The organism is Pseudomonas sp. KH_024_B2, assembly GCF_057839965.1.
Genome location: NZ_CM174502.1, coordinates 5,078,697 through 5,104,382, shown reverse-complemented (window position 1 = coordinate 5,104,382; position 25,686 = coordinate 5,078,697). Strand labels below are relative to the sequence as shown.

25 protein-coding genes are annotated in these 25,686 nt (G+C 58.8%); 15 read left to right on the top strand and 10 right to left on the bottom strand.

Annotated elements, in window-relative coordinates:
• Window positions 1-16: 16 nt before the first annotated feature.
• Window positions 17-814, bottom strand: coding sequence for a hydroxymethylpyrimidine/phosphomethylpyrimidine kinase (locus AC3I0A_RS23695; protein ID WP_489374988.1), 798 nt, complete (start codon window positions 812-814; stop codon window positions 17-19).
• A 424-nt stretch (window positions 815-1,238) separates the two neighbouring features.
• Between AC3I0A_RS23695 and AC3I0A_RS23690 the strand changes: the two genes are divergently transcribed.
• From AC3I0A_RS23690 to AC3I0A_RS23675, 4 genes are all read left to right on the top strand, one after another.
• Window positions 1,239-3,629: a hybrid sensor histidine kinase/response regulator gene (locus tag AC3I0A_RS23690; RefSeq protein ID WP_489374987.1), complete on the top strand. Its 2,391-nt coding sequence runs from the start codon at window positions 1,239-1,241 to the stop codon at window positions 3,627-3,629.
• Window positions 3,630-3,704: 75 nt separating this feature from the next.
• Window positions 3,705-5,354 carry an acyl-CoA dehydrogenase family protein gene (locus AC3I0A_RS23685; protein WP_489374986.1) on the top strand — a complete coding sequence of 550 codons (1,650 nt, stop codon included), beginning with the start codon at window positions 3,705-3,707 and terminating at the stop codon, window positions 5,352-5,354.
• Window positions 5,355-5,603: 249 nt separating this feature from the next.
• On the top strand, window positions 5,604-7,103 hold the full coding sequence (gene amn / locus AC3I0A_RS23680; RefSeq protein WP_489378590.1) for an AMP nucleosidase: 1,500 nt from the start codon (window positions 5,604-5,606) through the stop codon (window positions 7,101-7,103).
• A 71-nt stretch (window positions 7,104-7,174) separates the two neighbouring features.
• On the top strand, window positions 7,175-7,816 hold the full coding sequence (locus AC3I0A_RS23675) for a pseudouridine synthase (protein WP_489374985.1): 642 nt from the start codon (window positions 7,175-7,177) through the stop codon (window positions 7,814-7,816).
• On the opposite strand, the gene AC3I0A_RS23670 is transcribed toward AC3I0A_RS23675, so the two are convergent.
• The 5 genes from AC3I0A_RS23670 to AC3I0A_RS23650 form a co-directional block, all read right to left on the bottom strand.
• Window positions 7,811-8,020, bottom strand: coding sequence for a DUF2788 domain-containing protein (locus AC3I0A_RS23670; RefSeq protein ID WP_008022976.1), 210 nt, complete (start codon window positions 8,018-8,020; stop codon window positions 7,811-7,813). The two genes, AC3I0A_RS23675 and AC3I0A_RS23670, sit on opposite strands and share 6 nt — an antisense overlap.
• A 218-nt stretch (window positions 8,021-8,238) precedes the next feature.
• Window positions 8,239-8,718, bottom strand: a complete 480-nt coding sequence (locus tag AC3I0A_RS23665) for an Lrp/AsnC family transcriptional regulator (RefSeq protein WP_489374984.1) — start codon at window positions 8,716-8,718, stop codon at window positions 8,239-8,241.
• Between the two features lie 345 nt (window positions 8,719-9,063).
• A complete protein-coding gene (locus AC3I0A_RS23660; protein ID WP_489374983.1) occupies window positions 9,064-9,558 on the bottom strand; it encodes a GreA/GreB family elongation factor in 495 nt (164 codons plus the stop codon).
• A 52-nt stretch (window positions 9,559-9,610) separates the two neighbouring features.
• Window positions 9,611-11,464, bottom strand: a complete 1,854-nt coding sequence (locus tag AC3I0A_RS23655; protein WP_489374982.1) for an Lnb N-terminal periplasmic domain-containing protein — start codon at window positions 11,462-11,464, stop codon at window positions 9,611-9,613.
• A 91-nt stretch (window positions 11,465-11,555) separates the two neighbouring features.
• Entirely contained in the window at window positions 11,556-12,044 is a 489-nt protein-coding gene (locus tag AC3I0A_RS23650; protein WP_489374981.1) for a DUF3015 domain-containing protein, read from the bottom strand.
• Window positions 12,045-12,322: 278 nt separating this feature from the next.
• Here AC3I0A_RS23650 and AC3I0A_RS23645 point away from each other — a divergent pair, with 278 nt between their 5' ends.
• The 5 genes from AC3I0A_RS23645 (at window position 12,323) to bamJ (ending at window position 17,234) form a co-directional block, all read left to right on the top strand.
• Complete coding sequence (locus tag AC3I0A_RS23645; RefSeq protein WP_489374980.1) at window positions 12,323-14,761, top strand: Lon protease family protein; 2,439 nt, start codon at window positions 12,323-12,325, stop codon at window positions 14,759-14,761.
• Between the two features lie 323 nt (window positions 14,762-15,084).
• Window positions 15,085-15,405, top strand: coding sequence for a PA4575 family protein (locus AC3I0A_RS23640; RefSeq protein ID WP_489374979.1), 321 nt, complete (start codon window positions 15,085-15,087; stop codon window positions 15,403-15,405).
• Between the two features lie 181 nt (window positions 15,406-15,586).
• Window positions 15,587-16,075, top strand: coding sequence for a TIGR00645 family protein (locus AC3I0A_RS23635; RefSeq protein ID WP_489374978.1), 489 nt, complete (start codon window positions 15,587-15,589; stop codon window positions 16,073-16,075).
• A 109-nt stretch (window positions 16,076-16,184) separates the two neighbouring features.
• A complete protein-coding gene (locus AC3I0A_RS23630) occupies window positions 16,185-16,490 on the top strand; it encodes a DUF6482 family protein (protein ID WP_489374977.1) in 306 nt (101 codons plus the stop codon).
• Window positions 16,491-16,616: 126 nt separating this feature from the next.
• A complete protein-coding gene (gene bamJ, locus AC3I0A_RS23625; RefSeq protein ID WP_489374976.1) occupies window positions 16,617-17,234 on the top strand; it encodes a BamJ family beta-barrel-assembly machinery protein in 618 nt (205 codons plus the stop codon).
• A gap of 133 nt (window positions 17,235-17,367) precedes the next feature.
• Here the strand turns inward: bamJ and AC3I0A_RS23620 are convergent, their stop codons facing one another.
• From AC3I0A_RS23620 to AC3I0A_RS23610, 3 genes are all read right to left on the bottom strand, one after another.
• Window positions 17,368-17,625, bottom strand: a complete 258-nt coding sequence (locus tag AC3I0A_RS23620; RefSeq protein ID WP_489374975.1) for a PA4570 family protein — start codon at window positions 17,623-17,625, stop codon at window positions 17,368-17,370.
• A gap of 207 nt (window positions 17,626-17,832) precedes the next feature.
• Window positions 17,833-18,174 carry a zinc ribbon domain-containing protein YjdM gene (locus tag AC3I0A_RS23615; protein WP_007901863.1) on the bottom strand — a complete coding sequence of 114 codons (342 nt, stop codon included), beginning with the start codon at window positions 18,172-18,174 and terminating at the stop codon, window positions 17,833-17,835.
• Window positions 18,175-18,363: 189 nt separating this feature from the next.
• Entirely contained in the window at window positions 18,364-19,332 is a 969-nt protein-coding gene (locus tag AC3I0A_RS23610) for a polyprenyl synthetase family protein (protein ID WP_489374974.1), read from the bottom strand.
• A 241-nt stretch (window positions 19,333-19,573) separates the two neighbouring features.
• On the opposite strand from AC3I0A_RS23610, the gene rplU reads away from it, so the two are divergent.
• The 5 genes from rplU (at window position 19,574) to AC3I0A_RS23585 (ending at window position 23,398) form a co-directional block, all read left to right on the top strand.
• Window positions 19,574-19,888: a 50S ribosomal protein L21 gene (gene rplU, locus AC3I0A_RS23605; protein ID WP_003443915.1), complete on the top strand. Its 315-nt coding sequence runs from the start codon at window positions 19,574-19,576 to the stop codon at window positions 19,886-19,888.
• 35 nt (window positions 19,889-19,923) lie between these two features.
• Window positions 19,924-20,199, top strand: coding sequence for a 50S ribosomal protein L27 (gene rpmA, locus AC3I0A_RS23600; protein WP_150641122.1), 276 nt, complete (start codon window positions 19,924-19,926; stop codon window positions 20,197-20,199).
• Between the two features lie 195 nt (window positions 20,200-20,394).
• The gene (cgtA, locus tag AC3I0A_RS23595) at window positions 20,395-21,618 is read left to right on the top strand and encodes an Obg family GTPase CgtA (RefSeq protein ID WP_489374973.1); all 1,224 of its coding nucleotides are present in this window, start codon (window positions 20,395-20,397) and stop codon (window positions 21,616-21,618) included.
• Window positions 21,619-21,802: 184 nt separating this feature from the next.
• Complete coding sequence (gene proB / locus AC3I0A_RS23590) at window positions 21,803-22,921, top strand: glutamate 5-kinase (RefSeq protein WP_489374972.1); 1,119 nt, start codon at window positions 21,803-21,805, stop codon at window positions 22,919-22,921.
• A 12-nt stretch (window positions 22,922-22,933) separates the two neighbouring features.
• Window positions 22,934-23,398: a CreA family protein gene (locus AC3I0A_RS23585; RefSeq protein ID WP_008022496.1), complete on the top strand. Its 465-nt coding sequence runs from the start codon at window positions 22,934-22,936 to the stop codon at window positions 23,396-23,398.
• Between the two features lie 184 nt (window positions 23,399-23,582).
• Here the strand turns inward: AC3I0A_RS23585 and rpsT are convergent, their stop codons facing one another.
• Window positions 23,583-23,861: a 30S ribosomal protein S20 gene (gene rpsT / locus AC3I0A_RS23580; RefSeq protein ID WP_007942340.1), complete on the bottom strand. Its 279-nt coding sequence runs from the start codon at window positions 23,859-23,861 to the stop codon at window positions 23,583-23,585.
• Between the two features lie 252 nt (window positions 23,862-24,113).
• Between rpsT and murJ the strand changes: the two genes are divergently transcribed.
• A complete protein-coding gene (gene murJ, locus AC3I0A_RS23575) occupies window positions 24,114-25,652 on the top strand; it encodes a murein biosynthesis integral membrane protein MurJ (protein ID WP_489374971.1) in 1,539 nt (512 codons plus the stop codon).
• Window positions 25,653-25,686 lie beyond the last annotated feature (34 nt).

The following is a 25,686-nucleotide window of genomic DNA, read 5'->3' as shown; positions in this document are numbered from 1 at the left end:
GACAGGCCTCATGGCGTTACGAACAGAAATCCAGTGGCAGGCGGCGCGGCACGAACTGGCCTTTGCCCAGTTGCTCCGCATCACGCAGAGTGCGCCAAGTGTAGTCAAGCGCGCTCTGTACGGCACTGGCGAGGTGTTCACCCTGGGCCAGGCGACCGGCGAGGGCGCTGGCCAGCGTGCAACCGGAACCGTGATAACTGCCGGGCAGGCGCTGGCAGGTAAAGGTTTCGCGGCGACCGTCGCGGCTATACAGGCGATTGTGTATTTCGTGCTCGTCGCCATGACCGCCGGTGATCAGCAGATGTTTGACGAACGGCAGGAGTTTTTCAGCGCACTCGTCCGCGGTGCCTTCGGGCAGTTCGGCGAGGATGCGCGCTTCGGGAAGGTTGGGGGTGGCAATGATCGACAGCGGCAGCAGGCGTTCGCGCATCGCGTAGCCGACTTCGTCTTTGCCCAGTCGTCCGCCGCCACCGGCGCGCAATACCGGGTCGCAGACCACCGGCAAATGCGGGTGCGCCGAGAGCAGTTCGACTACGGTGTCGACCATTTCCAGGGAACCGAGCATGCCCAGCTTGACCGCCGCGACGGTCGAGTCGTTGAGCACGGCGTTGGCTTGAGCCAATACCCACTCGCGATCGAGGACGCGGAAATCGCTGACATTGACTGTGTCTTGCACGGTCAGAGCGGTCACTGCGGGAGCTGCATGACAACCCTGAGCGAGCAGGGCTTCGATATCTGCCTGCAAGCCGGCGCCACCACTTGGGTCGTGGCCGGAGAGACAGAGGACAACGGGGCGAGAGCTGTAGATATTCATGGTGCGCGAGCTTACCACCAAACGCTTTTTTCGGGGCAGTGACCCTATAAAGATGGCGGGTGAATGCAAAACCGTAGGAGCCGAGCTTGCTCGCGATGGTCGTTAACGATTACGCGTGTTTTCTGACGAAATGCGTCAGCTTCAAGTTCATCGCGAGCAAGCTCGGCTCCTACAAAAGGCATATAGCAACAGTAGCTTGGGCGGGCCTTGTCACAATATGACCGACCCAACAGCTCTAAATCAACAAGTGCTAGTGAGACGCCCGTCCTAGAGCCTTCAAACTAAAATTTTCAATGGTGCTCAATAGCCACCAGCGGCTATGCTAGAGTGGATCCAAACCAATAACAGGTAATGCCGGTTTTACGTCTGCTCAAAGGGAATGGGGGGCTTCCTGACACAACCGGACAGGCCACGCTGGGGCTCTATGCGCTATTTGCTGATATTGCTGTTGAGCTTGCCGATGCTGGCTGGCGCGGCCGAGTTTGATGAGTTCACTCAAAGCCTCCCTTTGGGCCGAGTGATACAAGTGTTCGAAGACGCGAGCGGCGAGGCGAGTATTGCCGATGTCAGTTCTCAAACCTTGGCTGGCAGTTTCAAGACTCAGGATAAAGCCACCCTCAATGCCGGTTACTCGCACTCGGTGTTCTGGCTGAAAGTCGACCTGCATTACCACCCGAGCAACCCGGCCGCTCAGCGCAGCTGGTTGCTGGAACTGGCCTATCCGCCCCTCGATCATCTCGACCTGTACCTGCCCGATGCCGCCGGCCGCTATCAATTGGCCCGGCGCACGGGCGATGCCTTGCCGTTCGCCAGTCGACAGATCCGTCAGAACAACTATCTGTTCAACCTGGACTTCGCCCCGGATGAGCACAAATCCCTGTATCTGCGCCTACAAAGCCAGGGCTCGATCCAGGCACCCTTGACCCTGTGGTCGAGTACCGCCTTTCTGGAAGAACAGCCGGTGCGTCTGTATGTACTGGGCATGATCTATGGCGTACTGCTGGGCATGCTGGTCTACAACCTGTTCATCTACCTCGCCGTGCGCGATACCAGCTATCTCTATTACATCTTCTATATCGCCTCATTCGGTTTGTACCAGCTGTCGGTGAACGGTGCTGCCGTGGAGTATTTATGGCCGAACAATCCCTGGTGGGCCAACGCGTCGACACCGTTCTTCATCGGTGCTGCGGGTTTGTTCGGCAGCCAGTTTGCCCGCAGCTTTTTGCGCACGGCCAGCCACAGTCGCTGGCTTGATCGGCTGCTGGTGCTGTTGATCGCGTGCAGCGCGGTGGTCGTAGCGCTGTCGTTGATGACCAGCTACGCCTTGGCTTTGCGTCTGGCGACAGCGTTGGCGCTGACTTTTACCGTGACGATCTTCGCTGCGGGGATTTTTGCCTGGTGGCGCGGTCTGCGGGTGGCCCGGTATTTCATCATTGCCTGGTCGGCGTTTCTGCTCGGCGGTGTGGTCAACACGCTGATGGTGTTGGGCTACCTGCCGAACATGTTCTTGACCATGTACGCCAGCCAGATCGGTTCGGCGATTGAGGTGGCGTTGCTGTCGTTGGCGCTGGCCGATCGCATCAACTCAATGCGCGAACAGCAAGCCCGGACCTTGTTCGATGCCGGTCAGAAACTCGAGGTGTTGAACCAGGAGCTGGCCCACAGCAACCGGCTCAAGGACGAATTCCTCTCGACCCTGACCCACGAATTGCGCACGCCGATGAACGGGGTGATCGGTTCGCTGGAACTCATGCAGACCGTGGATCTGGACCCGGAGCTTGCGCAATACCAACAGACCGCCGCTGGCTCGGCGCGAGACATGATGCGCATGGTCAACGGCATCCTGACCCTGACGGAGTTGCAAGCCGGCAGGCTCAAGGTGCAACGGGAGGATTTCAGCCTGCATGGCGTGCTCGACAGGCTGCGACTGCAGTTCGCCGCCAGCGCCATGAGCAAGGCGCTGGATTTCGAGATAGAGGTGGCGACGGGTCTGCCAGACCGCCTGCAAGGTGACAGCAGCAAACTGATTCAATGCCTGGAGTGCTTGCTGGACAACGCCATCAAGTTCACTCGCGAGGGAGGGCTGGTGCTGCGGGTGACCGGTCAATCGGCGGGCGAGGGGCGGATGGCGCTGTCTTTCGCGGTGATCGATACCGGTATCGGCTTTACCTATCTGGATGAAGCCACCCTGTACCAACGGTTCTTCCAGCTCGACGGTTCGATGACCCGCGAGTACGGCGGTCTGGGTGTCGGGTTGGCCATTTGTCGGCAGCTGATCGAGTTGCTTGGTGGGCGCTTGACCCATCAATCGCAGCCAGGACGCGGCAGTCGTTTCCAGTTGGAAGTCGAGTTTGATGTGCGCGATGCGCCACTGCCTGCAGCAGAGCAAATGTTCAAAGGCTATACGCCGATAAGCTGTCGGGTGCCTCAGGAGTGCAGTGTGCTGTTGGTCGATGACAACAGCATCAATCAGCTGGTGGTGCGCGGCATGCTGCTCAAATTGGGCTATCGGGTGCGCACGGCGGACAGTGGCCGGGCGACACTGGAACTGCTGCGACGCGAGTCCTTCGATGCAGTGTTGCTCGATTGTCAGCTGCCACGGGTCGATGGCGTTTCGATTGGCTGCCAATTGCGCGCTCTGCCGGGTTGTGCCGAGTTGCCGGTGCTGGCGGTGGTTCAGAGTGTCGAACGCGAGCGTTGCCAGACGGACGGGGTGACGGACTATTTGAGTAAACCGGTGAAGTTCGAAGAATTGCAGGCGACTTTGTACCGCCGGGTGTTGTGTCCTAAACAAGGTGAAAGCGCCGAGATTTAGGCGTGTATGCCACTTTGTTCGGGCAGGGGGCGGTGATTTACTGAGGTTCTGGTCCACCCTCCAAGGAGCCCTGTCATGAACCTGCATCAGTTCGCCGAAACCCACGAGGTCACCAATCAGCCACCTTCGCTGGATGGCACCAACCTCTATCGTATCGACCTGCCGCTGCAGGAATGGGCCAGGCGTTTTGGCGCGGGCTGGGCCGAAACGCGGATCGATGAGTATGGTGCACTGGCCGGCGGACCCTTGATGGCGGCCGGGTTTCTGGCCAATCAGAACAAACCGGTGTTCTCGAGTCATGACCGTTATGGTCATCGCATCGATCTGGTTGAGTTTCATCCGGCCTACCATGAGCTGATGCGCACCGCGATCGAGCACGGTTTGGTCTCATTGCCCTGGACCGATCCGCAAGCCGGTGCACACGTGGCCCGTGCGGCCATGACCTATCTGCACAGCCAGGCCGAAGCCGGCAGTGGTTGCCCGCTGACCATGACCTTCGCTTCTGTGCCGGCATTGCGACTGCAGCCGGACATTGCCGAGCAATGGCTGCCGAAAATTCTCGCCACCGAATACGATCCGCGCAACGTCGGCATCGCCCATAAGGCCGGCGCCACCATCGGCATGGCCATGACCGAGAAACAGGGCGGCACCGATGTGCGGGCCAACACCACCCAGGCTTTTCCGGTGGGGGCCGCAGGTCCGGGCCAGGCCTATGAGCTGATCGGACACAAATGGTTCTGTTCGGCACCGATGTGCGATGCCTTCCTGACCCTGGCCCAGACCGACAAGGGCTTGACCTGCTTCCTGCTGCCGCGCCATCGGCCGGATGACAGCCATAACCAGTTCTACATCCAGCGCCTGAAAAACAAACTCGGCAATTGCTCCAACGCCTCCAGTGAAGTGGAGTTTCGTGGCGCTCTGGCCTGGATGGTCGGCGAGGAAGGCCGCGGGGTGCCGACCATCATCGAGATGGTCGCCATGACCCGCTTCGATTGCATGGTCGGTTCCAGCGCCCTGATGCGTCAGGCATTGACCCAGGCCAGCCATCACTGCGCCCACCGCATGGTCGGTGGCAAGTTGCTCAGCCAACAACCGCTGATGCAAAACGTGCTGGCCGATCTGGCGCTGGAAAGTGAGGCCGCGCTGGCCTTGAGCCTGCGCATGGGCCGGGCGCTGGATCATCTCGACGATTCCCGGGAAGCCAAATTCGCCCGGCTGGTGACGGCAGTGGGCAAGTATTGGATCTGCAAACGTGCGCCGGGCATGATCAACGAAGCCGCCGAGTGCATGGGTGGCGCCGGTTACGTCGAAGACAGCATCCTGCCGCGTCTGTACCGTGAGGCGCCGGTGAACTCGACATGGGAAGGTTCTGGCAATGTGCAGTGCCTCGACGTGCTGCGGGCCTTGTCGAAAGAGCCGGGCGTGCTCGATGCGTTGTTTGCCGAATTGGGCGATGGTCATGGCGACAAGCGTCTGGCCGCGCACATCAGCCAGTTGCAGGCGGCGTTCAAGGACACTAACGACATTCAATATCGCGCTCGGCAACTGACCGAAGACATTGCGCTGGGGCTGCAAGCCAAGCTGTTGCTGGAGGCGGGCAATGCTGCGGTCAGCGATGCCTTCATTGCCAGTCGCCTGGGGGCGGCCGGTCGAGTCTATGGCACTTTGCCTCGAGGTCTGGACGTCGAGGCGATTGTCGCGCGTTCGACACCTCAGGGCTTCTGATCGTAGGTGTTGGCAAGCACAGGTCTATTGCCTGGTGAATCATTGTGGCGAGGGAGCTTGCTCCCGCTCGGCCGCGCAGCGGTCGTAAATCCGGCTGACGCGGTCTGCCTGATAAATCGCATTTACAGGTTTTAGGCCCGCTTCGCGGTCCAGCGGGAGCAAGCTCCCTCGCCACAGGTTATGTGTCTGACCCTGAAGCGCTTGATCGCCGAAACTCCACTGTTCCCGTCCGACGGCGATACAGGCAAGATGAAGGCCTGCAAGTCAGAACACAGGATGCTGATCGTGACCGAAGCTTTTATTGTCGTTCAAACCGCCGAGCAAGCCGTGGACCGGCTTGCCACTCTGCACGAGCGTGCCACCAGCGCACTCAGTCAGGCCCTCAAACGCTACCTGAAGGATCGGGTCGAGCCGGGCGCCGAGCAGCGCGCCTTGTTTCGTTACCCCGAATTGCGCCTGACCTACCTTTGCCAGGGCGAAGTCCCGCAGACCACTCGGGCTTACGCCAAAGTCCAGTTGCCCGGCACCTACAGCGTCACCGTCACCCATCCTTCAGCTTTCCGTAATTATTTACTGGAGCAACTGGTGCCGCTGATGCACGACTTCACCGTGACGGTGGAAGTAGGTGTCAGCGAGCAGAACATTCCTTATCCGTATGTAGTCGAGCAGGGCGACGAGCTCGGCGGTTCCGGTGTGACTGCTGCGGCGCTGGCGCGGGTGTTCCCGAGTACCGACTTGTCGGCCGCCACCGATGGCATTGCCGATGGCCTGTACGATTGGGAAAACACCGATCCGCTGCCATTGGCGCTGTTCGACGCGGCGCGGGTCGACTTCTCGCTGCGCCGTCTGGTGCACTACACCGGCAGCGACTGGCGGCATGTGCAGCCATGGATCCTGCTGACCAACTATCACCGTTACGTCGACCAGTTCATCGTTCACGGCCTCGAGCAATTGCGCACCGATCCGCGGTTTGTGCGCATGGTGTTGCCGGGCAACGTGATCATCGAAAAGAGCATGGACCACGGCGAAGCCTCGGCGATTGCCGCCGGGGTGGTCTGGCATCGTTATCAAATGCCCGCTTATCACCTGCAAGCCAGCGATGGCCATGGCGTGACCCTGGTGAACATCGGTGTCGGCCCGTCCAATGCGAAAAACATCACCGACCATTTGGCGGTGCTGCGTCCGCACTGCTGGCTGATGATCGGCCACTGCGGCGGCTTGCGTCAGTCGCAGACCATTGGCGATTACGTGCTGGCTCACGCCTATATGCGTCGCGACGGGATTCTTGATCGGGTCGTGCCGCCGAACATTCCGATTCCGGCCCTGGCCGAAGTGCAGATGGCGCTTCAGCAGGCTGCGGCCAACGTCACGGGCGAGAAGGGTGACGACCTGAAAAAACGCCTGCGCACCGGCACCGTATTGACCTACGACGACCGTAACTGGGAACTGCGCTGGGCTCAGGAGCGTCCGCTGATCAACCTGTCGCGAGCCGTGGCCGTGGACATGGAAAGCGGCACCATCGCCGCCCAGGGTTATCGCCTGCGAGTGCCTTATGGCACCTTGCTGTGTGTCTCGGACAAACCGTTGCACAGCGAAATCAAACTGCCGGGTTCGGCCAACGCGTTCTACGAACGTGCAGTCAGCCAGCATTTGAAGATCGGCATCGCCGCCGTGGACCTGCTGCGCACCGAGCTCAATTCGTTGCACTCACGCAAACTGCGCAGCTTCGACGAACCGCCGTTCCGCTGATCGTTGCGATGGTCATTTAGCGATCAGGGCACTAGCATTAGCAGCCCTGACCGTTAGATGTTCTTTTTGCCATGCCTCCTCCACCTCGTCCCGCTTCCCGCCGTCCAGGCGCGAATAACCCGCAATCTTCCTCGGCACCACGCCGGGTCGCTAAAGCACGGCCGGCTGAGCCGAAGTTGATTCTGTTCAATAAACCCTTCGATGTGCTGACTCAATTCAGCGACGGCGAAGGGCGGGCGACACTCAAGGATTTTATCGACATCCCCGGCATTTACCCGGCGGGCCGGCTGGACCGAGACAGCGAAGGCTTGCTGCTGCTGACCAACGATGGCCAGCTACAGGCGCGGATCGCCGACCCCAAACACAAGTTGGCCAAGACCTATTGGGTGCAGGTCGAGGGCGAACCAAGCGCTGAGCAATTGCAACGTTTGCGCGACGGTGTGGAGTTGAACGACGGCATGACCTTGCCCGCCGAGGCGCGGCAGCTTGAAGAACCGCAGCTATGGCCGCGTAATCCGCCGGTGCGCTTTCGCATGAGCGTGCCAACCAGTTGGCTGGAGCTGGTGATTCGCGAAGGGCGTAATCGACAAGTACGACGGATGACGGCCGCGGTAGGCTTGCCGACGCTGCGCCTGGTGCGCGTGCGAATCGGCGACTGGACGATCGAAGGGCTTGATCAGGGGCAGTGGAAAGAAGTCCCGGCGCGTTTATAACGTGCCGGATTCGATCAGGCCGATGACCACGCTTTTGATCACGAACGCGGCAACGCCCAGACCGAGTACGAAGAACAGGATAAAAGAGCCGAACCGCCCGGCCTTGGATTTCTTCGCCAGATCCCAGACGATGAAACCCATGAAAATGATCAGGATGGTCACCAGACCGGTCATCATCCACTCTTCGAATACAGCAGGATCCATCGAAACTCTCCAGCGCGGGCAGGGTAAAAAAGGCCGGCGGAGTATACGCCAAGGGGTAGGGGTGGGGCATTGATCTGTGTCGGTCAGACAACCGTTGATCGTTCCCTCGCTCTGCGTGGGAATGCCGCCATGGACGCTCTGCGTCCGCTCCGGATGTGACGCAGAGCGTCACGGGATGCATTCCCACGCGGGAGCGTGGGAACGATCATCTTCTGTGTTCAGCTGCGAAGGTGAGTCAACGGCAACTCAGTGCTGTTGAGCACCTGATTGAGTACAAAGCTCGACCTCACGCTGGTCACGCCTTCAATGCGGGTCAGGTGGCCGAGCAGCAGTTTCTGGTAGTGATCCATATCCGGTACCACCACTTTGAGCTGATAGTCGGCGTCCATACCGGTCACCAGGCTGCATTCGAGCACCTGTGGCAGGTTGCGAATCGCCGCTTCGAAGTTCTCGAAGCGCTCGGGTGTGTGGCGGTCCATGCCGATCAGTACGTAGGCGGTCAGGCTCAGTCCAAGCTTCTTGCGATCGAGCAGGGCGACCTGGCGGGAGATATAGCCGTCATCCTCCAGCTGCTTGACCCGCCGCGAGCAGGGCGATGGCGACAAGCCGATGCGTTCAGCGAGCTCTTGATTAGAGATACGGGCATCACGCTGCAATTCCGCCAGAATGCTCAGGTCGTATCGGTCGAGTTTGCTCATGGATCAGGCCTTTGTCATAACTATTGCGTTTAATTATCTATCTCTAGTTAAAAATTGCGCAAGCTATGTTTATTTGAGCAATCTTCGCAATCCTCTGTCGGTGCCCAAAGCCTATTCTTATTACCAGAATCACTGCCCGGACAAACAGTCCAGTGCGGCTCGCCGAATCAGGCCAGCTGCGGTCGCCACCCCCACAGGGTTGAGTCGGCCCCCGGGCTACACACTGTCCAGAAGACGGAGTGAGGTGAGCCGGCGTCATAAGCGTCGAGCACGGACTAAGTTTTCAAGGGGAGGCCGACGGGTCTCCCTTTTTTCTGTGGGTCTGAAATGGCCCCGGGGTGTTGTTCAGGCGGGTTCGATGCGGATGATCTCGATCAACTGATCCCCAGCCGGTCGCTTCCACTGCACTTCATCGCCGAGCTGCGCGCCAAGCAGCGCGCGCCCTAGCGGTGAGCCCCAATTGATCAGTCCGTGGGCGGCATCGGCCTGGTCTTCGCCGACCAATTGCACGCGCTGTTCCACGTCGTGTTCGTCGGCAAAGGTTACCCAGCTGCCAATCTGCACTTTCTCGGTGGAAGTCGCCGGTACGACCACTTGAGCGCTTTGCAGACGCTGATTGAAGTAGCGCAGATCGCGTTCGATATCGACCTGACGTTGCTTGTCGGCCTGTTCACCCAGGGCCGATTGTTCACTGTGCTGCGTCTGCAGTTCAGCAACTTTCGCCTGGAGTTGAGCCAGACCTGCGGGGGTGACGTAATTGAGCTGCGCGCTGACCTGTCGTTCTACCGGCTGGTCGGTTTGCGCAGCGGCTAGTTCTTCATTGACGAAGGCGCGGCTCATGGCATTTCTCCCTTGATGGCGTTTGGGTCATGGTCGCAGGATGAGGGATGGCTCAATAGTGATACCACTTCACTTCCAGCATCACCTCATTCTGCGGTGATGCCAAGTGGCTGAACTCGCGCTGTGCGCTCAGGCGCAAGCCGAGGTTGCGGGATAATTCCCACTGCTGGTTAAGGCTCAGGCTGCGGCGCACTTCGCCGTTGGTGAAGTAATCGCTTTTGGCTTCCAGGCTGAGATTGCCCAGCGGGTTTTGCCAGAGCAGACCGGTATTGAACCCCGCTGCCGGGGCGATGAATTCGGCAAAGTCGGCGTTGTGCTCGACGCGCACGGTGCCGAGGGCGAACCCCAGCATCTGCCCGCCGAGCTGCCAGGTGCCGCCACCGCCGCCGTTGACGTGGCTGACCAGGGTTTCATCGTCATGCTTGCCCGGAACCCGCTCCAGGCCGCCGGTGACTTGCCAGGACATGGGTTGCAGCAACTCGTTACGCGGTGTCAGCGAGCGGATGGTCGCCAGGTCCAGTTGCTGCAGCTGCCAGTGATTGCCTTCGTACTGGCGCAGCTTCATTTGCAGGATTTCGATCTGCGCACCGAGGGGGAAACCCTCGGCATTGTCGTTGAGATCGTGATAGGCCATGCGCAGGCCATATTCGCCAAAAGCCTTATCACCCCGGGTGCCGATGCCGGCTTGCCAGGTACGTGATTCGTGGCCGTTCTCGGGTAACCCAGGACGCTCTATCTGCAACTCCGGCGGCGGGTTTTGATTGATTGCCCGCAATAATTCGAAGCTGCGTTGTGAGCGCTGAGGATCGCGCTCCTGACCATTGGCGCGATAGCGCTCAAGACGATAGGCCGCATCGATGATCAATGCCTGACGGGGCCGTGGCTGCGCCTTGAAGGCCGGATCCTGCAATTGCTTCTGGTCGGCGCTGACTTTCAGCACCCAATCCTGTTCTTCGCCGGTCAATGGCTCGGCGCGACTCAGCAGTTCGCGCTCGCGGGACGGCCGATAGTCGATCTTTTCCACCAGCCCGGCTTCCTTGACCGCTTTCACGGTGTCGGTGGGGATGGCGGTCAGCGGGAATTGTCCGGTCAGCTTCAAACCCGGTCGCGCCACCTGCAGCAGTTCCAGCAAGCGGTAGGAGCAGTTCTCGTCGAAAAAGAAGTAGTCGAACTGAATCTGCTTGAGCTCCCAGACATGCTCGACCATGCGCTCGGTTTCTTCTTGGGTAAGATTCAGCCGGTATTCCCACAGATCGCGGTTTTCCAGGCTGCGGTATTCGGCGAGTTTTTCCTGATAGGGCACCAGCGCGAACAGGCCGGGATAACCACCCATCAGGCCTTTCCAGGCGTAGAGAATGCTGTTGTCCGAGCCTTCGATATACGCACCGAAGTTGATCGCGTAGCTGAGCAGGGCGGTCTGGTCTCTCTGCACGTCGGCCTGGTCGATACGCAGCAAGGTGTGGCCGAACATCGACGACGGGCTGTTCAAATAAGCCGCCGGGAAAATCATCACCGCGCTGTGGGGCGCGACATCCTTGAACCACTGCTTGAATTCAGTGCAGTCCACGGCAGGTAAATCGGTCAGATTCAGCTGTGCTTTCAGCCAGCGGGTGCGTGCCGGGTAAACGCATTGCGCGTGTTTTTCGCCGGCACTGGCCGGGGCGTACAAAGCCTGCACGGTCGCTGAAAGCTCGGCATCGGGATGATGGGCGCCATCGGCCGCGAGGAAAAACTTCGGGTCGCTGACATAGCTGCGCCAGCCGCCGAGCTTGGCGGTTTCGTAGTGACCCAAGGAGATCCAGAAGGTGTCGTTGGCCAGTTGCTGCAAACGTTGATTGTCGATATGAGGTGCGGCGGACAGCGGGGCGCAGACACAGAGCGCCAGGCAGGCAAGGCGTTTGAGCATGGTGGGCAACTTGGAAGTCGAAAAAAAGACCCAAAGCGGGACAGGTCGAAAAAACAAATCCCGCCCCTCGAAGGGAGCGGGCGGTTCGAGCTTAAGCCGGGGTAGCGTATTTGGCCAGGCGAGCATCGCCTTTGAGTACGGCCAGGGTATTGGTGTGCACATCATCAGCCGTCACATCGGCTTTGCTGAAGATTTGCTGGAAGTGCTGGTGAGTGACAGCGGCGAAATGCGCGCGGTCTTCAGGGGCCACACCCAACACCACCGCGTAGGTAGTCAGCGCTTCGCCCTGACCCTTGGCCATGTCTTCGGACAGCTCATTCATCATGCCATTCATGGCAATCCAGGACTTGCCGCCATAGGTCAGCGAAGCGTTCGTCGCGCAACCGTTGGTGCCGGAAGTCATACCGAAAGTGGCGTTACCGGAGGTGCCGTTGGTGGTGGATGCCAGGAAGTGCGCCGGAGTGCCGCGCTGACCTTCGAACAGCATGTTGCCCCAGCCGCAATCCGGGCCGCCTGGCGCCTGGGCCATTGCGTTGATGGATACAGCGGTGAAAAGAGTACCGAGAAGAATCCGTTTCATAGCGTTGTTCTCTTTAAAGTGCATACCAATGGACAAGGGTTCTGGCCCATGTCGGCGCCAGTTGGGCCGGTTATTAGTCCAGCCGCGCAGCCTGCAGTTTAGGCGCGATCCAGGGGTTCCGTTATTTTTTGCAAAACATTCGTCGAAATGGCCTGTTTTTCCCCGACGCACCTGGGGTTTGTCGCTTGTCTGTACTTTGCCTCACGGCGTGCCTTGCCAGCCGGGTATACCCGGCGCCAGAATGCCTTCATCTGCCCCGCCTGATGTAAGGAAGCCCGATGCCTGATCCTGTTGCTGCCAGCTTGCGTTTAGCGCCCGAAGCGCTGACCCGTCCGTTTTCCGCTGAACAGTTCAGCTTCTCTACAACCAATGATCTGGAGCCTTTTCGCGGAATACTCGGCCAGGAGCGTGCGGTCGAAGCGTTGCAGTTCGGCGTGGCCATGCCGCGCCCCGGTTACAACGTGTTTGTCATGGGCGAGCCCGGCACCGGCCGGTTTTCTTTCGTCAAACGCTACCTCAAGGCCGAAGCCAAGCGCTTGCAGACCCCGGCGGACTGGGTCTACGTCAATAATTTCGATGAGCCGCGAGAGCCGCGTGCGCTGGAACTGCCTTCGGGTGCGGCCGGTGCGTTCATTACGGACATCAATGGCCTGATCGACAACCTGCTGGCGACCTTTCCGGCGGTGTTCGAGCACCCGTCCTACCAGCAGAAGAAAAGCGCCATCGACCGTGCTTTCAACCAGCGTTATGACCGCGCACTGGATGTGATCGAGCGCCTGGCGCTGGAAAAGGAAGTCGCCCTTTACCGCGACAGTACCAACATCGCCTTCACCCCAATGAGCGAAGGCAAGGCGCTGGACGAAGCCGAGTTTGCGCAACTGCCGGAAGTTGATCGGGAGCGTTTTCACGTCGATATCGCCGGGCTGGAAGAACGTCTCAACGAAGAGCTGGCGAGCCTGCCGCAATGGAAGCGCGAATCCAGCAACCAGATGCGTCACCTCAACGAAGAAACCATCACTCTGGCCCTGCAGCCGTTGCTGGCGCCGCTGTCGGAGAAGTACGCGGAAAACGCCGGGGTTTGCGGTTACCTGCAAGCCATGCAGGTTTACCTGCTGAAAACCGTGGTCGAGCAATTGGTCGACGACAGCAAGACCGACGCGGTGGCCCGCAAGTTGCTGGAAGAGCAGTACGGCCCCAGCCTGGTCGTTGGACATCATGCCAGCGGTGGTGCGCCAGTCGTGTTCGAGCCGCACCCGACCTACGACAACCTGTTCGGTCGCATCGAATACAGCACCGATCAGGGCGCGCTCTACACCACCTACCGGCAGTTGCGCCCGGGGGCCTTGCATCGGGCCAACGGCGGCTTCCTGATCCTCGAAGCCGAGAAAATGCTCAGCGAGCCGTTTGTGTGGGATGCGCTGAAACGCGCGTTGCAGTCACGCAAACTGAAAATGGAATCACCGCTGGGTGAACTGGGTCGGCTGGCGACGCAGACGCTGTCACCTCAAATGATCCCGTTGCAGGTCAAGGTCGTTATCATTGGTGCCCGGCAGTTGTACTACGCGTTGCAAGACCTGGATTCAGACTTCCAGGAGATGTTCCGGGTGCTGGTGGACTTCGATGAAGACATCCCGATGGTCGATGAAAGCCTCGAGCAGTTCGCTCAGTTGCTGAAAACCCGTACCTCGGAAGAAGGCATGGCGCCGCTGACCGCCGATGCGGTGGCACGCCTGGCGACCTACAGTGCACGGCTGGCCGAGCATCAAGGGCGATTGTCGGCGCGTATCGGAGACCTGTTCCAGTTGGTCAGCGAAGCGGATTTCATCCGTGATCTGGCGGGCGACAAGATGACTGACGCCGGGCACATCGAACGCGCCCTGAAAGCCAAGGCGACTCGCACCGGGCGCGTTTCTGCGCGGATTCTCGATGACATGCTGGCGGGCATCATCCTGATCGACACCGCGGGCGCGGCGGTGGGCAAGTGCAACGGTCTGACCGTTCTGGAAGTCGGTGACTCGGCGTTCGGCATACCCGCGCGGATCTCCGCCACGGTCTACCCGGGTGGCAGCGGGATTGTCGATATCGAGCGCGAGGTCAACCTTGGACAGCCGATACACTCCAAGGGCGTGATGATCCTCACCGGGTATCTGGGCAGCCGTTATGCCCAGGAATTCCCGTTGGCCATCTCTGCGAGTATTGCCCTGGAGCAGTCCTACGGTTATGTCGATGGCGACAGCGCGTCCCTGGGCGAAGCCTGCACCTTGATTTCAGCGCTGTCGAAAACGCCGCTCAAGCAGTGTTTTGCGATCACCGGGTCGATCAACCAGTTTGGCGAGGTTCAAGCGGTCGGCGGGGTCAACGAGAAGATCGAAGGTTTCTTCCGTCTCTGCGAAGCCCGCGGTTTGACTGGCGAGCAGGGCGCGATCATCCCGCAGGCCAACGTTGCGACCTTGATGCTCGATGAGCGCGTGCTGTCGGCGGTGCGAGCCGGGCAGTTCCACGTCTACGCGGTGCGCCAGGCTGATGAAGCACTGAGCCTGCTGGTTGGTGAACCTGCCGGCGAGCCGGATGCAGAAGGTCAATTCCCTGAGGGCAGCGTCAACGCGCGGGTGGTTGAACGCCTGCGAGTGATCGCCGAAATGATCCACGAAGAAGACCTCAAGGAAGCGGAGAAAGAGATCATTCAGGAGGCGTTGGCACGGGCCAAACCGGTCTGAGGCTGACGGGGGCTTGCTTCTTTGTGGCGAGGGAGCTTGCTCCCGCTGGTCTGCGCAGCAGGCCCAAACCCTGCAATCGCGTTTTATCGGTTGGAACGCATTGGCAGGTTTTGCGAGTGCTGTGCACTCGAGCGGGAGCAAGCTCCCTCGCCACAGAGGCTGGCGTCAAGGTTCGCAAAATAACCATTCGGCGCCGCTGGTCTTTGCAGGCGCGCAGTCCGGACTTTTCCTCTATTCTCAGGACAAGGATATCGACAGTAATCACTGGATCGAGACAGTCTTCCTGTGAGGGCTGAATACCGGATCTACCGAGGGTCGCCGCTATGCCGCGCAACCTCTGCCTTACCCGCCAGTGCCTTGGCCTGGTTACCCGTATCGAATGCAGCATTCGCCCGCTTGCAGGGGACACCGGTATGTGGACCTTGCTTTTCGCCGCCGGAATGGCCGGTGAACAACCTTCCGCCATCAAAGCTCAAGGCCCGTTTCATGGGCCTTTCGTGGCCGAATCAATCCTTGAAACCATCGTTGAAAGCCTGACGTTGCATGGCTATGAGCTGGCCGATGATCCGCAAATCTGGTGCTTGCATCTACAAGCGCAGCTGCGGGAAATCAACGGAGGACGTTCTCGTCCCGGTAATTTTTAACCTGGCGAACACTGAGCCACCTACTCGACAGGGTTTTCTGTTTGCGCCCTGTCGAGTTTGACCTTCGACACTAGCAGAAAAACCCTTCGGCAGACGTGCAGGTCATGGATTTGCCAGCGGTTTATGGGTTTTTGACCGGCTGATATACTCGCCGCCGTTTTTAGACCTGATGTGGGATTCAATGGAACGCTTTATCGAAAATGCAATGTACGCCTCGCGCTGGCTGCTGGCGCCGATCTACTTCGGTCTGTCCCTTGGTTTGCTGGCCCTGGCGCTGAAATTTTTCCAGGAAGTCTTTCACGTTATCCCCAACGTGTTTTCGATGGCCGAGTCGGATCTGATTCTGGTGTTGCTGTCGTTGATCGACATGGCGCTGGTGGGCGGCCTGCTGGTGATGGTGATGATTTCCGGTTATGAGAACTTCGTCTCCCAGCTCGACATCGATGAAGACAAGGAGAAGCTCAACTGGCTGGGCACGATGGACTCCTCCTCATTGAAAATGAAGGTGGCCGCCTCGATCGTGGCCATTTCCTCCATTCACCTGCTGCGCATATTCATGGATGCGAAGAACGTCGATCCTGAGCACCTGAAATGGTATGTGGTCATTCACATGACCTTCGTGATCTCGGCATTCGCCATGGGTTACCTGGACAAGCTGACCAAGCACTGATTGTGTGGCCGTTGTGAAACGGACGGGCGGCGGCGTTTCTGGCTTGTGCTTTTTTACCGCGAGGCATATGCCTGTAACTGTCTTGGGCTGAGTTGCGCGAGGTGCGGTCATGAACCTGCAAGAGTTGAATGCTTATGCCGTCGCAGGGAAAGTCGACGAGCTGAACCTGATCTCCCTCGACGGCGTTAGCTACCTGATCGAGGCGCGAATACACGGCGCGGCCCATCCGCTGAGCGACTCCCATGGCCAGGTGATGCAGGTGCGTTCGGTGGAGCATGCCCGTGAAGTGCTGCACGCGTTTCCGGAACTTATGATGAACCTGATCCAAAACCCGGTTGACGATGAAATGTGCGGGATGTCGGACAGCACCGAGGGAAGCCGGCGGGTAACGATTGCTTTCAAGTCACCCGAGTAGGCTGGACACGCTCATCACAGTCACGGCTTCTGTGCTAGTCTGCTCGCCCTTTTGGTTCCGGGCGCCCCGGAATGCGCTGTGCATGCACGGCAATTTCCAGAGCCGTCCACACAGCGGAGCAGCGTTATGTCCGAAGTAAATCTGTCCACCGACGAAACCCGCGTCAGCTACGGCATTGGCCGTCAGTTGGGCGACCAACTGCGCGACAACCCGCCGCCGGGCGTTAGCCTGGACGCGATCCTGGCTGGCCTGACCGACGCCTTCGCCGGCAAGGAAAGCCGTGTTGGCCAGGACGAGATGTCCGCCAGCTTCAAGGTTATCCGTGAAATCATGCAAGCCGAAGCGGCTGCCAAGGCTGAAGCTGCTGCTGGCGCTGGTCTGCAATTCCTGGCTGAAAACGCCAAGCGTGACGGCATCACCACTCTGGCTTCCGGCCTGCAATTCGAAGTACTGACGGCCGGTGAAGGCGCCAAGCCATCGCGCGAAGACAGCGTGCGTACTCACTACCACGGCACTCTGATCGACGGCACTGTGTTCGACAGTTCCTACGATCGTGGCCAGCCTGCAGAGTTTCCGGTAGGTGGCGTGATCGCTGGCTGGACCGAAGCCCTGCAACTGATGAACGCCGGTAGCAAATGGCGTCTGTATGTGCCGAGCGAGCTGGCTTACGGCGCGCAAGGCGTTGGTAGCATCCCGCCGCACAGCGTACTGGTATTCGACGTCGAACTGCTCGACGTTCTGTAAGACCCGATCCAATGTGAATGCGGGCCCTGTGGGAGCGAGCTTGCTCGCGATGGCGGCATGGCAGTCGACAGAGATGTTGAATGTTAGTCAGCCTTCGCGAGCAAGCTCGCTCCCACAGTTTTTGCAGTGGCCTTCATATCTGGAACCTGGTACTCAGATCCCCCGCCGGGCGCAGCGCCCGGGCATAGCAGAACAGAAAAAGGTTACGCACCAGTTCCTTGAGCACTACCGGTTCGCTGGAACTCAGGCCGTTGACGTCCAGGTCGCCCTGATCCTGCAGCTCGTTCAATGCGTCTTCTTCCAATACCGCACAGACTTCCCCGGTTTCCCGATGCAGGATCCTGAGGTAAGGGTGTGGGCGGTCCAGCCAGGCATCGATCAAATAAGTCATGGTTCTCATCTCCTTGATGGGTTGCAATGAGAATAATTCTTATTCAGTTAATAGCAAGTACCTATTGGCGGTTTCTACTTTTTTCTGTGGGGGAATTGCTGTCGATCAAAAGGGCTGGCTTTTGGTTATTAACGCGGGAGTTGTTGCGGGGACGAGGCGAGGGTGAAGCACCATCCCACGCAAGGCGCGGGATGGAATACAGCAGGCTCAGACCTTTCTGACGAACTCGGACTTGAGTTTCATCGGGCCGATGCCGTCGATCTTGCAGTCGATGTCGTGGTCGCCATCGCACAGGCGGATGTTCTTGACCTTGGTGCCGACCTTGACCACCAGCGAAGTGCCTTTGACTTTGAGGTCTTTGATCACGGTGATGGTGTCGCCATCTTGCAGGACATTGCCGACCGAATCTTTTTTCACGGTATCGTCGGACGCAACCTCGGCTTCGCCGCTTGCGGACCACTCATGGGCGCATTCCGGGCAGATCAGCTGAGCGCCGTCTTCATAGGTGTATTCGGAATTGCATTTTGGGCAGGGTGGCAACGTGCTCACTAAAGCTCCTTGGATTCAGGATGGCTAAAAAGCGCACATTGTATAGGGTTTTAAGCAGGAGAGGGCGAGGCGCCGATAAACCTGTGGGAGCGAGCTTGCTCGCGATAGCGGTATAACAGTCGACACGAGTGTTGAATGTCAGTCCGTCTTCGCGAGCAAGCTCGCTCCCACAGGGTTCGTGCAATAGGATCAGTGCGTACGCGCGACCGCAAACTCACTCAATTCCACCAGCGCATCGCGGTATTCGCTGGCTGGCAGCGCTTCGAGGCAGATGATGGCGCGAGCCACGTAATCACGGGCCAGCTGCGCGGTGTAATCCAGTGAGCCGGAGGCTTCCACGGCAGCACGAATGCTTTCCAGATCTTCGATACCGCCTTTCTGGATCGCCTGGCGCACCAGTGCCGCTTGCTCCGGAGTGCCTTCGCGCATGGTGTAGATCAGCGGCAGAGTCGGTTTGCCTTCGGCCAGATCATCACCGACGTTCTTGCCCAGGGTTTCGGCGTCGCCGCGATAATCGAGCAAGTCGTCGACCAGCTGGAAGGCCACGCCAAGGTGATCGCCAAAGGTGCGTAGCGCTTCGGCCTGTTCAGGCGTGGCGCCGGCGAGGATTGCGGCACTGTGGGTCGAGGCCTCGAAGAGCATCGCGGTTTTGCCGCGGATGACTTCCATGTAGGTTTCTTCGGTGGTGCTGGCGTCACGAACCTTCGACAGTTGCAACACTTCGCCTTCAGCGATGATTCGCGTGGCTTGCGAAAGGATCTTCATCACCGGCATCGAGCCCAGTTCGACCATCATTTCGAAGGAGCGCGAGTACAGGAAGTCGCCGACCAGCACGCTCGGGGCGTTGCCCCACATGGCGTTGGCGGTCGAGCGGCCACGGCGCATGCCGGACATGTCAACCACGTCGTCGTGCAGCAGGGTGGCGGTGTGCAGGAACTCGATGGTCGCGGCGAGCAGACGCATGTCGTCGCCTTCGCGACCCAGGGCCTTGCCACACAGCAACACTAATAACGGACGCAGGCGTTTACCGCCGGCCGAGGTAATGTAATCGCCGATTTTCGATACCAGCGGCACTCGAGAAGTCAGCTGCTTCTTGATGATGCCGTCGACGGCGCTAAAGTCGTCCGCCACCGCGCGGTAGAAAGCTTGGGGTTGCATCAGCGACAGGTGCTCCAGAAGGGTTGCGCGGCATGCTAGGACCCATGCCCGCGGGTGTCAAGGCACTATGCTCAGGCACTTGCATCGACTTCGCCGCTTGCGTACAATCGCGCACCCTGAACTTCCTGGGCAGCACCTGCCTTACGCAATTGCATCTGGGCCGTTCCAGCCTCATGCAGCCATGCCAGCCAATACCTCTTCTTATAAAGAGCTGGGTGAGCAGGATTATCGGAGAAATACCATGTCTTACGCAGTAATCGTTACAGGCGGCAAGCAGTACAAAGTCGCTCCAGGTGAATACCTGAAGATCGAAAAGCTGGAAATCGCTACCGGCGAATCCGTTACTTTTGATCGCGTTCTGTTGGTTGCCAATGGCGACGACGTGAATATCGGTGCTCCAGTTGTTCCTGGCGCTACCGTTGTTGCTGAAGTGATTTCCCAAGGTCGTCACGATAAAATCCGCATCATCAAGTTCCGTCGTCGTAAGCACCACATGAAGCGTATGGGCCACCGCCAGTGGTACACCGAGATCAAAATCACCGGTATTCAGGCTTAATTTCAGCCTAATTCCTCACTAGGAGAATTGAACTCATGGCACACAAAAAAGCTGGTGGTAGTACCCGTAACGGTCGCGACTCAGAAGCCAAACGCCTTGGCGTGAAGATGTATGGCGGCCAGGTTATCATTCCGGGCAACATCATCGTGCGTCAGCGCGGCACCCAATTCCACGCCGGTTACGGTGTTGGCATGGGCAAAGATCACACCCTCTTCGCTAAAATCGAAGGCGTGATCAAGTTCCAGGTTAAAGGCGCCTTCGGTCGCCGTTATGTAAGCATCGTTCCGAAGACTGAAGTCGTCGCAGCGTAATTGCATAGTTGCTGGAAAAGCCCTGTCTTGCGACGGGGCTTTTTCGTTTGTGGGGTGAGTCTCTTGCAAAACTGTTTGTATGGGCTGCCAGCGCTGGATTTTGCGGTCGTTGATTGAGGTCGCTGCGCTCATTTTTGCAAGAGTCTTATGTCTTAGTGCTTTTCAGCTCGCCCGCGCGGCGAGGGGCGTTTTGTTATGAAGTTTGTTGATGAAGTTTCGATTCGAGTAAAGGCCGGTGACGGCGGCAATGGCTGCATGAGTTTCCGTCGGGAAAAATTCATCGAAAACGGTGGTCCGAACGGTGGTGATGGTGGTGATGGCGGCTCGATCTACATGCTTGCCGACGAAAACCTCAACACCCTGGTGGACTACCGCTATACCCGGCATTTCGATGCCGAGCGCGGCGCCAACGGCGGCAGCACTGACTGCACCGGCAAGAAAGGCGAAGAGCTGATTCTGCGGGTTCCAGTCGGCACTACGGTGATCGATGCGAGCACCCAGGAAATCATCGGTGACTTGACCAAGGCTGGTCAGCGCCTGCTGGTGGCCAGCGGTGGCTGGCACGGTCTGGGTAACACCCGTTTCAAATCCAGTACCAACCGTGCGCCACGCCAGACTTCTCCGGGTAAGCCGGGTGAGGCGCGTGACCTCAAGCTGGAAATGAAGGTATTGGCGGACGTCGGTCTGCTCGGTTTGCCGAACGCCGGCAAAAGTACCTTTATCCGTTCGGTGTCGGCTGCCAAGCCGAAAGTCGCCGACTACCCGTTCACCACGCTGGTGCCGAACCTGGGTGTGGTCAGTGTCGATCGCTGGAAGAGCTTCGTGGTTGCGGACATTCCGGGTCTGATCGAAGGCGCTTCCGATGGCGCGGGTCTGGGGATTCGTTTCCTCAAGCACTTGTCGCGTACCCGTTTGCTGCTGCATCTCGTGGACATGGCGCCACTGGATGACGCTAGCGCCCCGGATGCTGCTGAAGTGATCGTCAGTGAGTTGACCAAGTTCAGCCCGTCTCTGGCTGAGCGTGATCGTTGGTTGGTACTGAACAAGTGCGACCAGATCCTTGAAGAAGAGCACGATGCTCGCGTCAAGGAAATCGTTGATCGCCTGGAGTGGACGGGGCCGGTTTACGTGATCTCCGCTATCTCCAAGCTGGGCACCGAGCGTCTGTGCCACGACATCATGCGTTACATGGAAGATCGTGCTGATCGCCTGGCTAACGATCCGGTTTACAAAGAAGAGCTGGCCGAGCTCGATCAGCGCATCGAAGATGAAGCCCGTGCCCAGCTGCAAGCGCTGGATGATCAGCGTGCCCTGCGTCGCAGCGGCGTGAAGAGCGTCCACGACATCGGTGACGATGACTGGGATGAAGAAGATGTGGATGATGAAGATGGTCCGGAAATCATTTACGTCCGCGACTGATTCTTGTAGGAGCGAGCTTGCTCGCGAAGACGGTTAATCTGGCTGGATGCGGTGTTATCATCGCGACAAGCCAGTTTCCAAGGCGCCGCTCATTGAGCGGCGTTTTGGTGTCTGCAAAACGCAAATACAAATAATTTCATGGGTGGCGCTGGGTCGCGTCACTCGCCGGCATAGGTTGAAGAAGATGCGGAGCAAGGTGGCAGGTGCGCAGCGCTGGGTCGTGAAGATCGGCAGCGCTTTGCTGACGGCGGACGGCAAGGGCCTGGATCGCGCGGCAATGGGTGTCTGGGTCGAACAGATGGTGGCTTTGCATGAGGCCGGTGTCGAGTTGGTGCTGGTTTCCTCCGGTGCGGTAGCGGCCGGTATGAGTCGTTTGGGTTGGACTGTACGACCCAGTGCCATGCATGAGTTGCAGGCTGCTGCGGCAATCGGCCAGATGGGTCTGGTGCAGGCCTGGGAGTCGAGCTTTGCCGAGCATGGTCGGCACACCGCACAGATCCTGCTGACTCATGACGATCTGTCTGACCGCAAGCGCTACCTCAATGCTCGCAGTACCTTGCGAGCGCTGGTCGAGCTCAAGGTGATCCCGGTCATCAACGAAAACGACACCGTGGTGACCGACGAAATACGTTTCGGCGATAACGACACGCTGGCGGCGTTGGTGGCCAACCTGGTCGAGGCTGATTTGCTGGTGATTCTCACGGATCGCGACGGCATGTTCGATGCGGACCCGCGCAATAACCCCGATGCGCAGCTGATCTACGAGGCGCGCGCCGACGATCCGGCCCTTGATGCAGTGGCGGGCGGTACTGGTGGTGCGCTCGGGCGCGGTGGTATGCAGACCAAGTTGCGGGCTGCGCGTCTGGCTGCTCGTTCCGGTGCTCACACGATCATCGTGGGTGGGCGTCTGGAGCGTGTGCTGGATCGGCTGAAGGCTGGCGAGCGCATTGGCACTTTGCTGTCGCCTGAGCGCGGCATGCTGGCGGCGCGCAAGCAGTGGCTGGCGGGGCATCTGCAAACCCGCGGGACTCTGGTGCTGGATGCGGGTGCGGTGGCTGCATTGTCCCAAGGCAATAAAAGTTTGCTGCCGGTGGGGGTCAAGCTGGTCCAGGGCAGTTTCCGTCGTGGCGAAATGGTGGTCTGCGTGGCGCCGGACGGTCGTGAAATCGCCCGTGGCCTGGCCAACTACAGTGCCTTGGAGGCGCAAAAAATCATCGGTCAGTCGTCTGAGGCGATTGTCGGTTTGTTGGGTTACATGGCGGAGCCGGAACTGGTTCACCGCGATAACCTGATTCTGGTCTGAAGGAATACCTGAATGCGTGTGGCAAAAGGATTGTTGGGTTTGTTGTTGGCAATGCCACTGCTGGCCTCGGCCGAGGAAATTGGTCAGGTGTCGACGGTGTTCAAGTTCGTCGGCCCGAACGACCGTATCGTTGTCGAGGCGTTTGATGATCCGAAAGTGGATGGCGTGACCTGCTACCTGTCGCGCGCCAAGACGGGTGGTGTGAAAGGTGGGTTGGGGTTGGCTGAGGATCGCGCTGAGGCGTCTATTGCGTGCCGTCAGGTCGGGCCGATCAGCTTCAAGGGTGAGCTGAAGGATGGCGACGAGGTGTTCAAGGAGCGCACCTCGTTGGTATTCAAGACCATGCAGGTGGTGCGGTTCCTCGACAAGAAGCGCAATACCCTGGTTTACCTGGTCTATAGTGACCGCTTGATCGAGGGCAGTCCGCAGAATGCGGTGACGGCCATTCCGATTCTGCCTTGGGCGCACGCTCAGTAATTTAGCGAAGATCAAATGTGGGAGCGAGCTTGCTCGCGAAGGCGGTGTCACAGTCAACGATGATGTTGAATGTTATGGCCTCTTCGCGAGCAAGCTCGCTCCCACATTTTTTTTGCGGTGTACCCACCAAATCGCAGGCAATAAAAAACCGACCCTAGGGTCGGTTTTTTAACAAGCGTGTCGCTTAGGCTGCAACGGCAAGGTTCAGAGCCTTGACGTGGCCATTCAGGCGGCTCTTATGACGAGCAGCCTTGTTCTTGTGGATGATGCCTTTATCGGCCATACGGTCGATAACTGGCACGGCCAGAACGTAAGCAGCTTGAGCTTTTGCAGCGTCTTTTGCGTCGATGGCTTTAACTACATTCTTGATGTAGGTACGAACCATGGAACGCAGGCTGGCGTTGTGGCTGCGACGCTTCTCAGCCTGTTTTGCACGTTTTTTGGCGGAAGGTGTGTTGGCCACCGTCGAGCTCCTCGAAAGACTTTTTAGGAAATAGCAAACAAAATAGGCCGCGAATCATGCCGATGAGTTGAAGTCTTGTCAAGGGCAGGTGATGCGCTCCGCTGAGTGGTAGATGAAGAACACCGGGATATTTCTTTCCGGCGTGCGACCTGTAAACTCGCGAGCTTTGGCTCTGTGCTGTTGCGGCGCGGAGTATCGCATATGTGGGCGCTTTGTTCGCCTGCTCTTTATCTACAGGCAAAAACTCTTTCAATGAATCTGCTCAAGTCGTTGGCCGCCGTCAGCTCTATCACAATGCTTTCCCGGGTTTTGGGGTTTGTGCGTGACACCATCATCGCGCGCGCATTTGGCGCAGGGATGGCCACCGATGCATTCTTTATTGCATTTAAACTGCCTAATTTGCTGCGGCGGATCTTTGCCGAAGGGGCTTTTTCCCAGGCCTTCGTACCGATTCTGGCGGAATACAAAAGTCAGCAGGGCGATGAGGCGACGCGCACCTTTATCGCCTATGTCTCGGGTTTGCTGACGCTGGTTCTGGCCTTGGTCACGATAGCGGGGATGCTCGCCGCGCCTTGGGTGATCTGGGCGACCGCGCCGGGTTTCGCCGTTACTCCGGAAAAATTCGCGCTGACGTCCGATCTGCTGCGGGTGACCTTTCCCTATATATTGCTGATCTCCCTGTCTTCGCTGGCCGGAGCGATCCTCAATACCTGGAACCGTTTCTCCGTACCCGCCTTCGTGCCGACCCTGCTCAACGTCAGTATGATCATCTTTGCGCTGTTCCTGACACCGTATTTCGATCCGCCAGTGATGGCCTTGGGCTGGGCGGTACTGGTTGGCGGTCTGGCGCAATTGCTGTACCAACTGCCGCATCTGAAGAAAATCGGCATGCTCGTACTGCCGCGCCTGAACCTGCGCGATACCGGCGTCTGGCGGGTGTTGAAGCAGATGCTGCCGGCGATCCTCGGGGTTTCGGTCAGCCAGATCTCGTTGATCATCAACACCATCTTCGCCTCGTTTCTGGTGGCCGGCTCGGTGTCCTGGATGTATTACGCCGACCGTTTGATGGAGCTGCCGTCCGGCGTACTGGGCGTAGCCTTGGGGACGATTCTGTTGCCGACGCTGGCCAGGACCTACGCCAGCCAGGATCGTCACGAATACTCGCGGATTCTCGATTGGGGCTTGCGCCTGTGTTTCATGCTGGTGCTGCCGTGCGCTCTGGCGCTGGGGATTCTGGCCGAACCGCTGACCGTTTCGCTGTTTCAGTATGGCCAATTCAGTGCGTTTGATGCGTCCATGACCCAGCGTGCGTTGATCGCTTATTCGGTGGGCCTGCTCGCAATTATCCTGATCAAAGTGCTGGCTCCCGGCTTTTATGCGCAACAAAACATCCGCACGCCGGTCAAAATCGCTATCTTCACGCTGATCGTCACCCAGTTGCTCAACCTGGCCTTTATCGGGCCGCTGAAGCATGCGGGCCTGGCGTTGGCCATCAGCGTCGGTGCCTGCATCAATGCCGGTCTGCTGTTTTATCAACTGCGCAAGCAGCAAATGTTTCAGCCGCAACCGGGCTGGGGCAAGTTTGCTCTGAAGCTGGTGGTCGCGGTGGCGGTAATGTCCGGGGCATTGCTGGGTTTGATGCAGTTCATGCCGGCTTGGGATCAGGGGCACATGCTTGAGCGTTTCTTGCGTCTGGGGGCATTGGTCGTGGCGGGCGTGGTGACGTATTTCGGCATGCTGGCGCTGATGGGCTTCCGTCTGCGGGATTTCAATCGCAAGGCGCTGAACTGAAGACTTTTCACGGATAAGTGCGGGTTAAACGTCG

Bases quoted from the DNA above. Each gene is read 5' to 3' on its own strand.
- AC3I0A_RS23695 (WP_489374988.1), bottom strand. From the start codon at position 814: ATGAATATCTACAGCTCTCGCCCCGTTGTCCTCTGTCTCTCCGGCCAC.
- AC3I0A_RS23690 (WP_489374987.1), top strand. From the start codon at position 1,239: ATGCGCTATTTGCTGATATTGCTGTTGAGCTTGCCGATGCTGGCTGGC.
- AC3I0A_RS23685 (WP_489374986.1), top strand. From the start codon at position 3,705: ATGAACCTGCATCAGTTCGCCGAAACCCACGAGGTCACCAATCAGCCA.
- amn (WP_489378590.1), top strand. From the start codon at position 5,604: ATGAAGGCCTGCAAGTCAGAACACAGGATGCTGATCGTGACCGAAGCT.
- AC3I0A_RS23675 (WP_489374985.1), top strand. From the start codon at position 7,175: ATGCCTCCTCCACCTCGTCCCGCTTCCCGCCGTCCAGGCGCGAATAAC.
- AC3I0A_RS23670 (WP_008022976.1), bottom strand. From the start codon at position 8,020: ATGGATCCTGCTGTATTCGAAGAGTGGATGATGACCGGTCTGGTGACC.
- AC3I0A_RS23665 (WP_489374984.1), bottom strand. From the start codon at position 8,718: ATGAGCAAACTCGACCGATACGACCTGAGCATTCTGGCGGAATTGCAG.
- AC3I0A_RS23660 (WP_489374983.1), bottom strand. From the start codon at position 9,558: ATGAGCCGCGCCTTCGTCAATGAAGAACTAGCCGCTGCGCAAACCGAC.
- AC3I0A_RS23655 (WP_489374982.1), bottom strand. From the start codon at position 11,464: ATGCTCAAACGCCTTGCCTGCCTGGCGCTCTGTGTCTGCGCCCCGCTG.
- AC3I0A_RS23650 (WP_489374981.1), bottom strand. From the start codon at position 12,044: ATGAAACGGATTCTTCTCGGTACTCTTTTCACCGCTGTATCCATCAAC.
- AC3I0A_RS23645 (WP_489374980.1), top strand. From the start codon at position 12,323: ATGCCTGATCCTGTTGCTGCCAGCTTGCGTTTAGCGCCCGAAGCGCTG.
- AC3I0A_RS23640 (WP_489374979.1), top strand. From the start codon at position 15,085: ATGCCGCGCAACCTCTGCCTTACCCGCCAGTGCCTTGGCCTGGTTACC.
- AC3I0A_RS23635 (WP_489374978.1), top strand. From the start codon at position 15,587: ATGGAACGCTTTATCGAAAATGCAATGTACGCCTCGCGCTGGCTGCTG.
- AC3I0A_RS23630 (WP_489374977.1), top strand. From the start codon at position 16,185: ATGAACCTGCAAGAGTTGAATGCTTATGCCGTCGCAGGGAAAGTCGAC.
- bamJ (WP_489374976.1), top strand. From the start codon at position 16,617: ATGTCCGAAGTAAATCTGTCCACCGACGAAACCCGCGTCAGCTACGGC.
- AC3I0A_RS23620 (WP_489374975.1), bottom strand. From the start codon at position 17,625: ATGACTTATTTGATCGATGCCTGGCTGGACCGCCCACACCCTTACCTC.
- AC3I0A_RS23610 (WP_489374974.1), bottom strand. From the start codon at position 19,332: ATGCAACCCCAAGCTTTCTACCGCGCGGTGGCGGACGACTTTAGCGCC.
- rplU (WP_003443915.1), top strand. From the start codon at position 19,574: ATGTCTTACGCAGTAATCGTTACAGGCGGCAAGCAGTACAAAGTCGCT.
- rpmA (WP_150641122.1), top strand. From the start codon at position 19,924: ATGGCACACAAAAAAGCTGGTGGTAGTACCCGTAACGGTCGCGACTCA.
- cgtA (WP_489374973.1), top strand. From the start codon at position 20,395: ATGAAGTTTGTTGATGAAGTTTCGATTCGAGTAAAGGCCGGTGACGGC.
- proB (WP_489374972.1), top strand. From the start codon at position 21,803: ATGCGGAGCAAGGTGGCAGGTGCGCAGCGCTGGGTCGTGAAGATCGGC.
- AC3I0A_RS23585 (WP_008022496.1), top strand. From the start codon at position 22,934: ATGCGTGTGGCAAAAGGATTGTTGGGTTTGTTGTTGGCAATGCCACTG.
- murJ (WP_489374971.1), top strand. From the start codon at position 24,114: ATGAATCTGCTCAAGTCGTTGGCCGCCGTCAGCTCTATCACAATGCTT.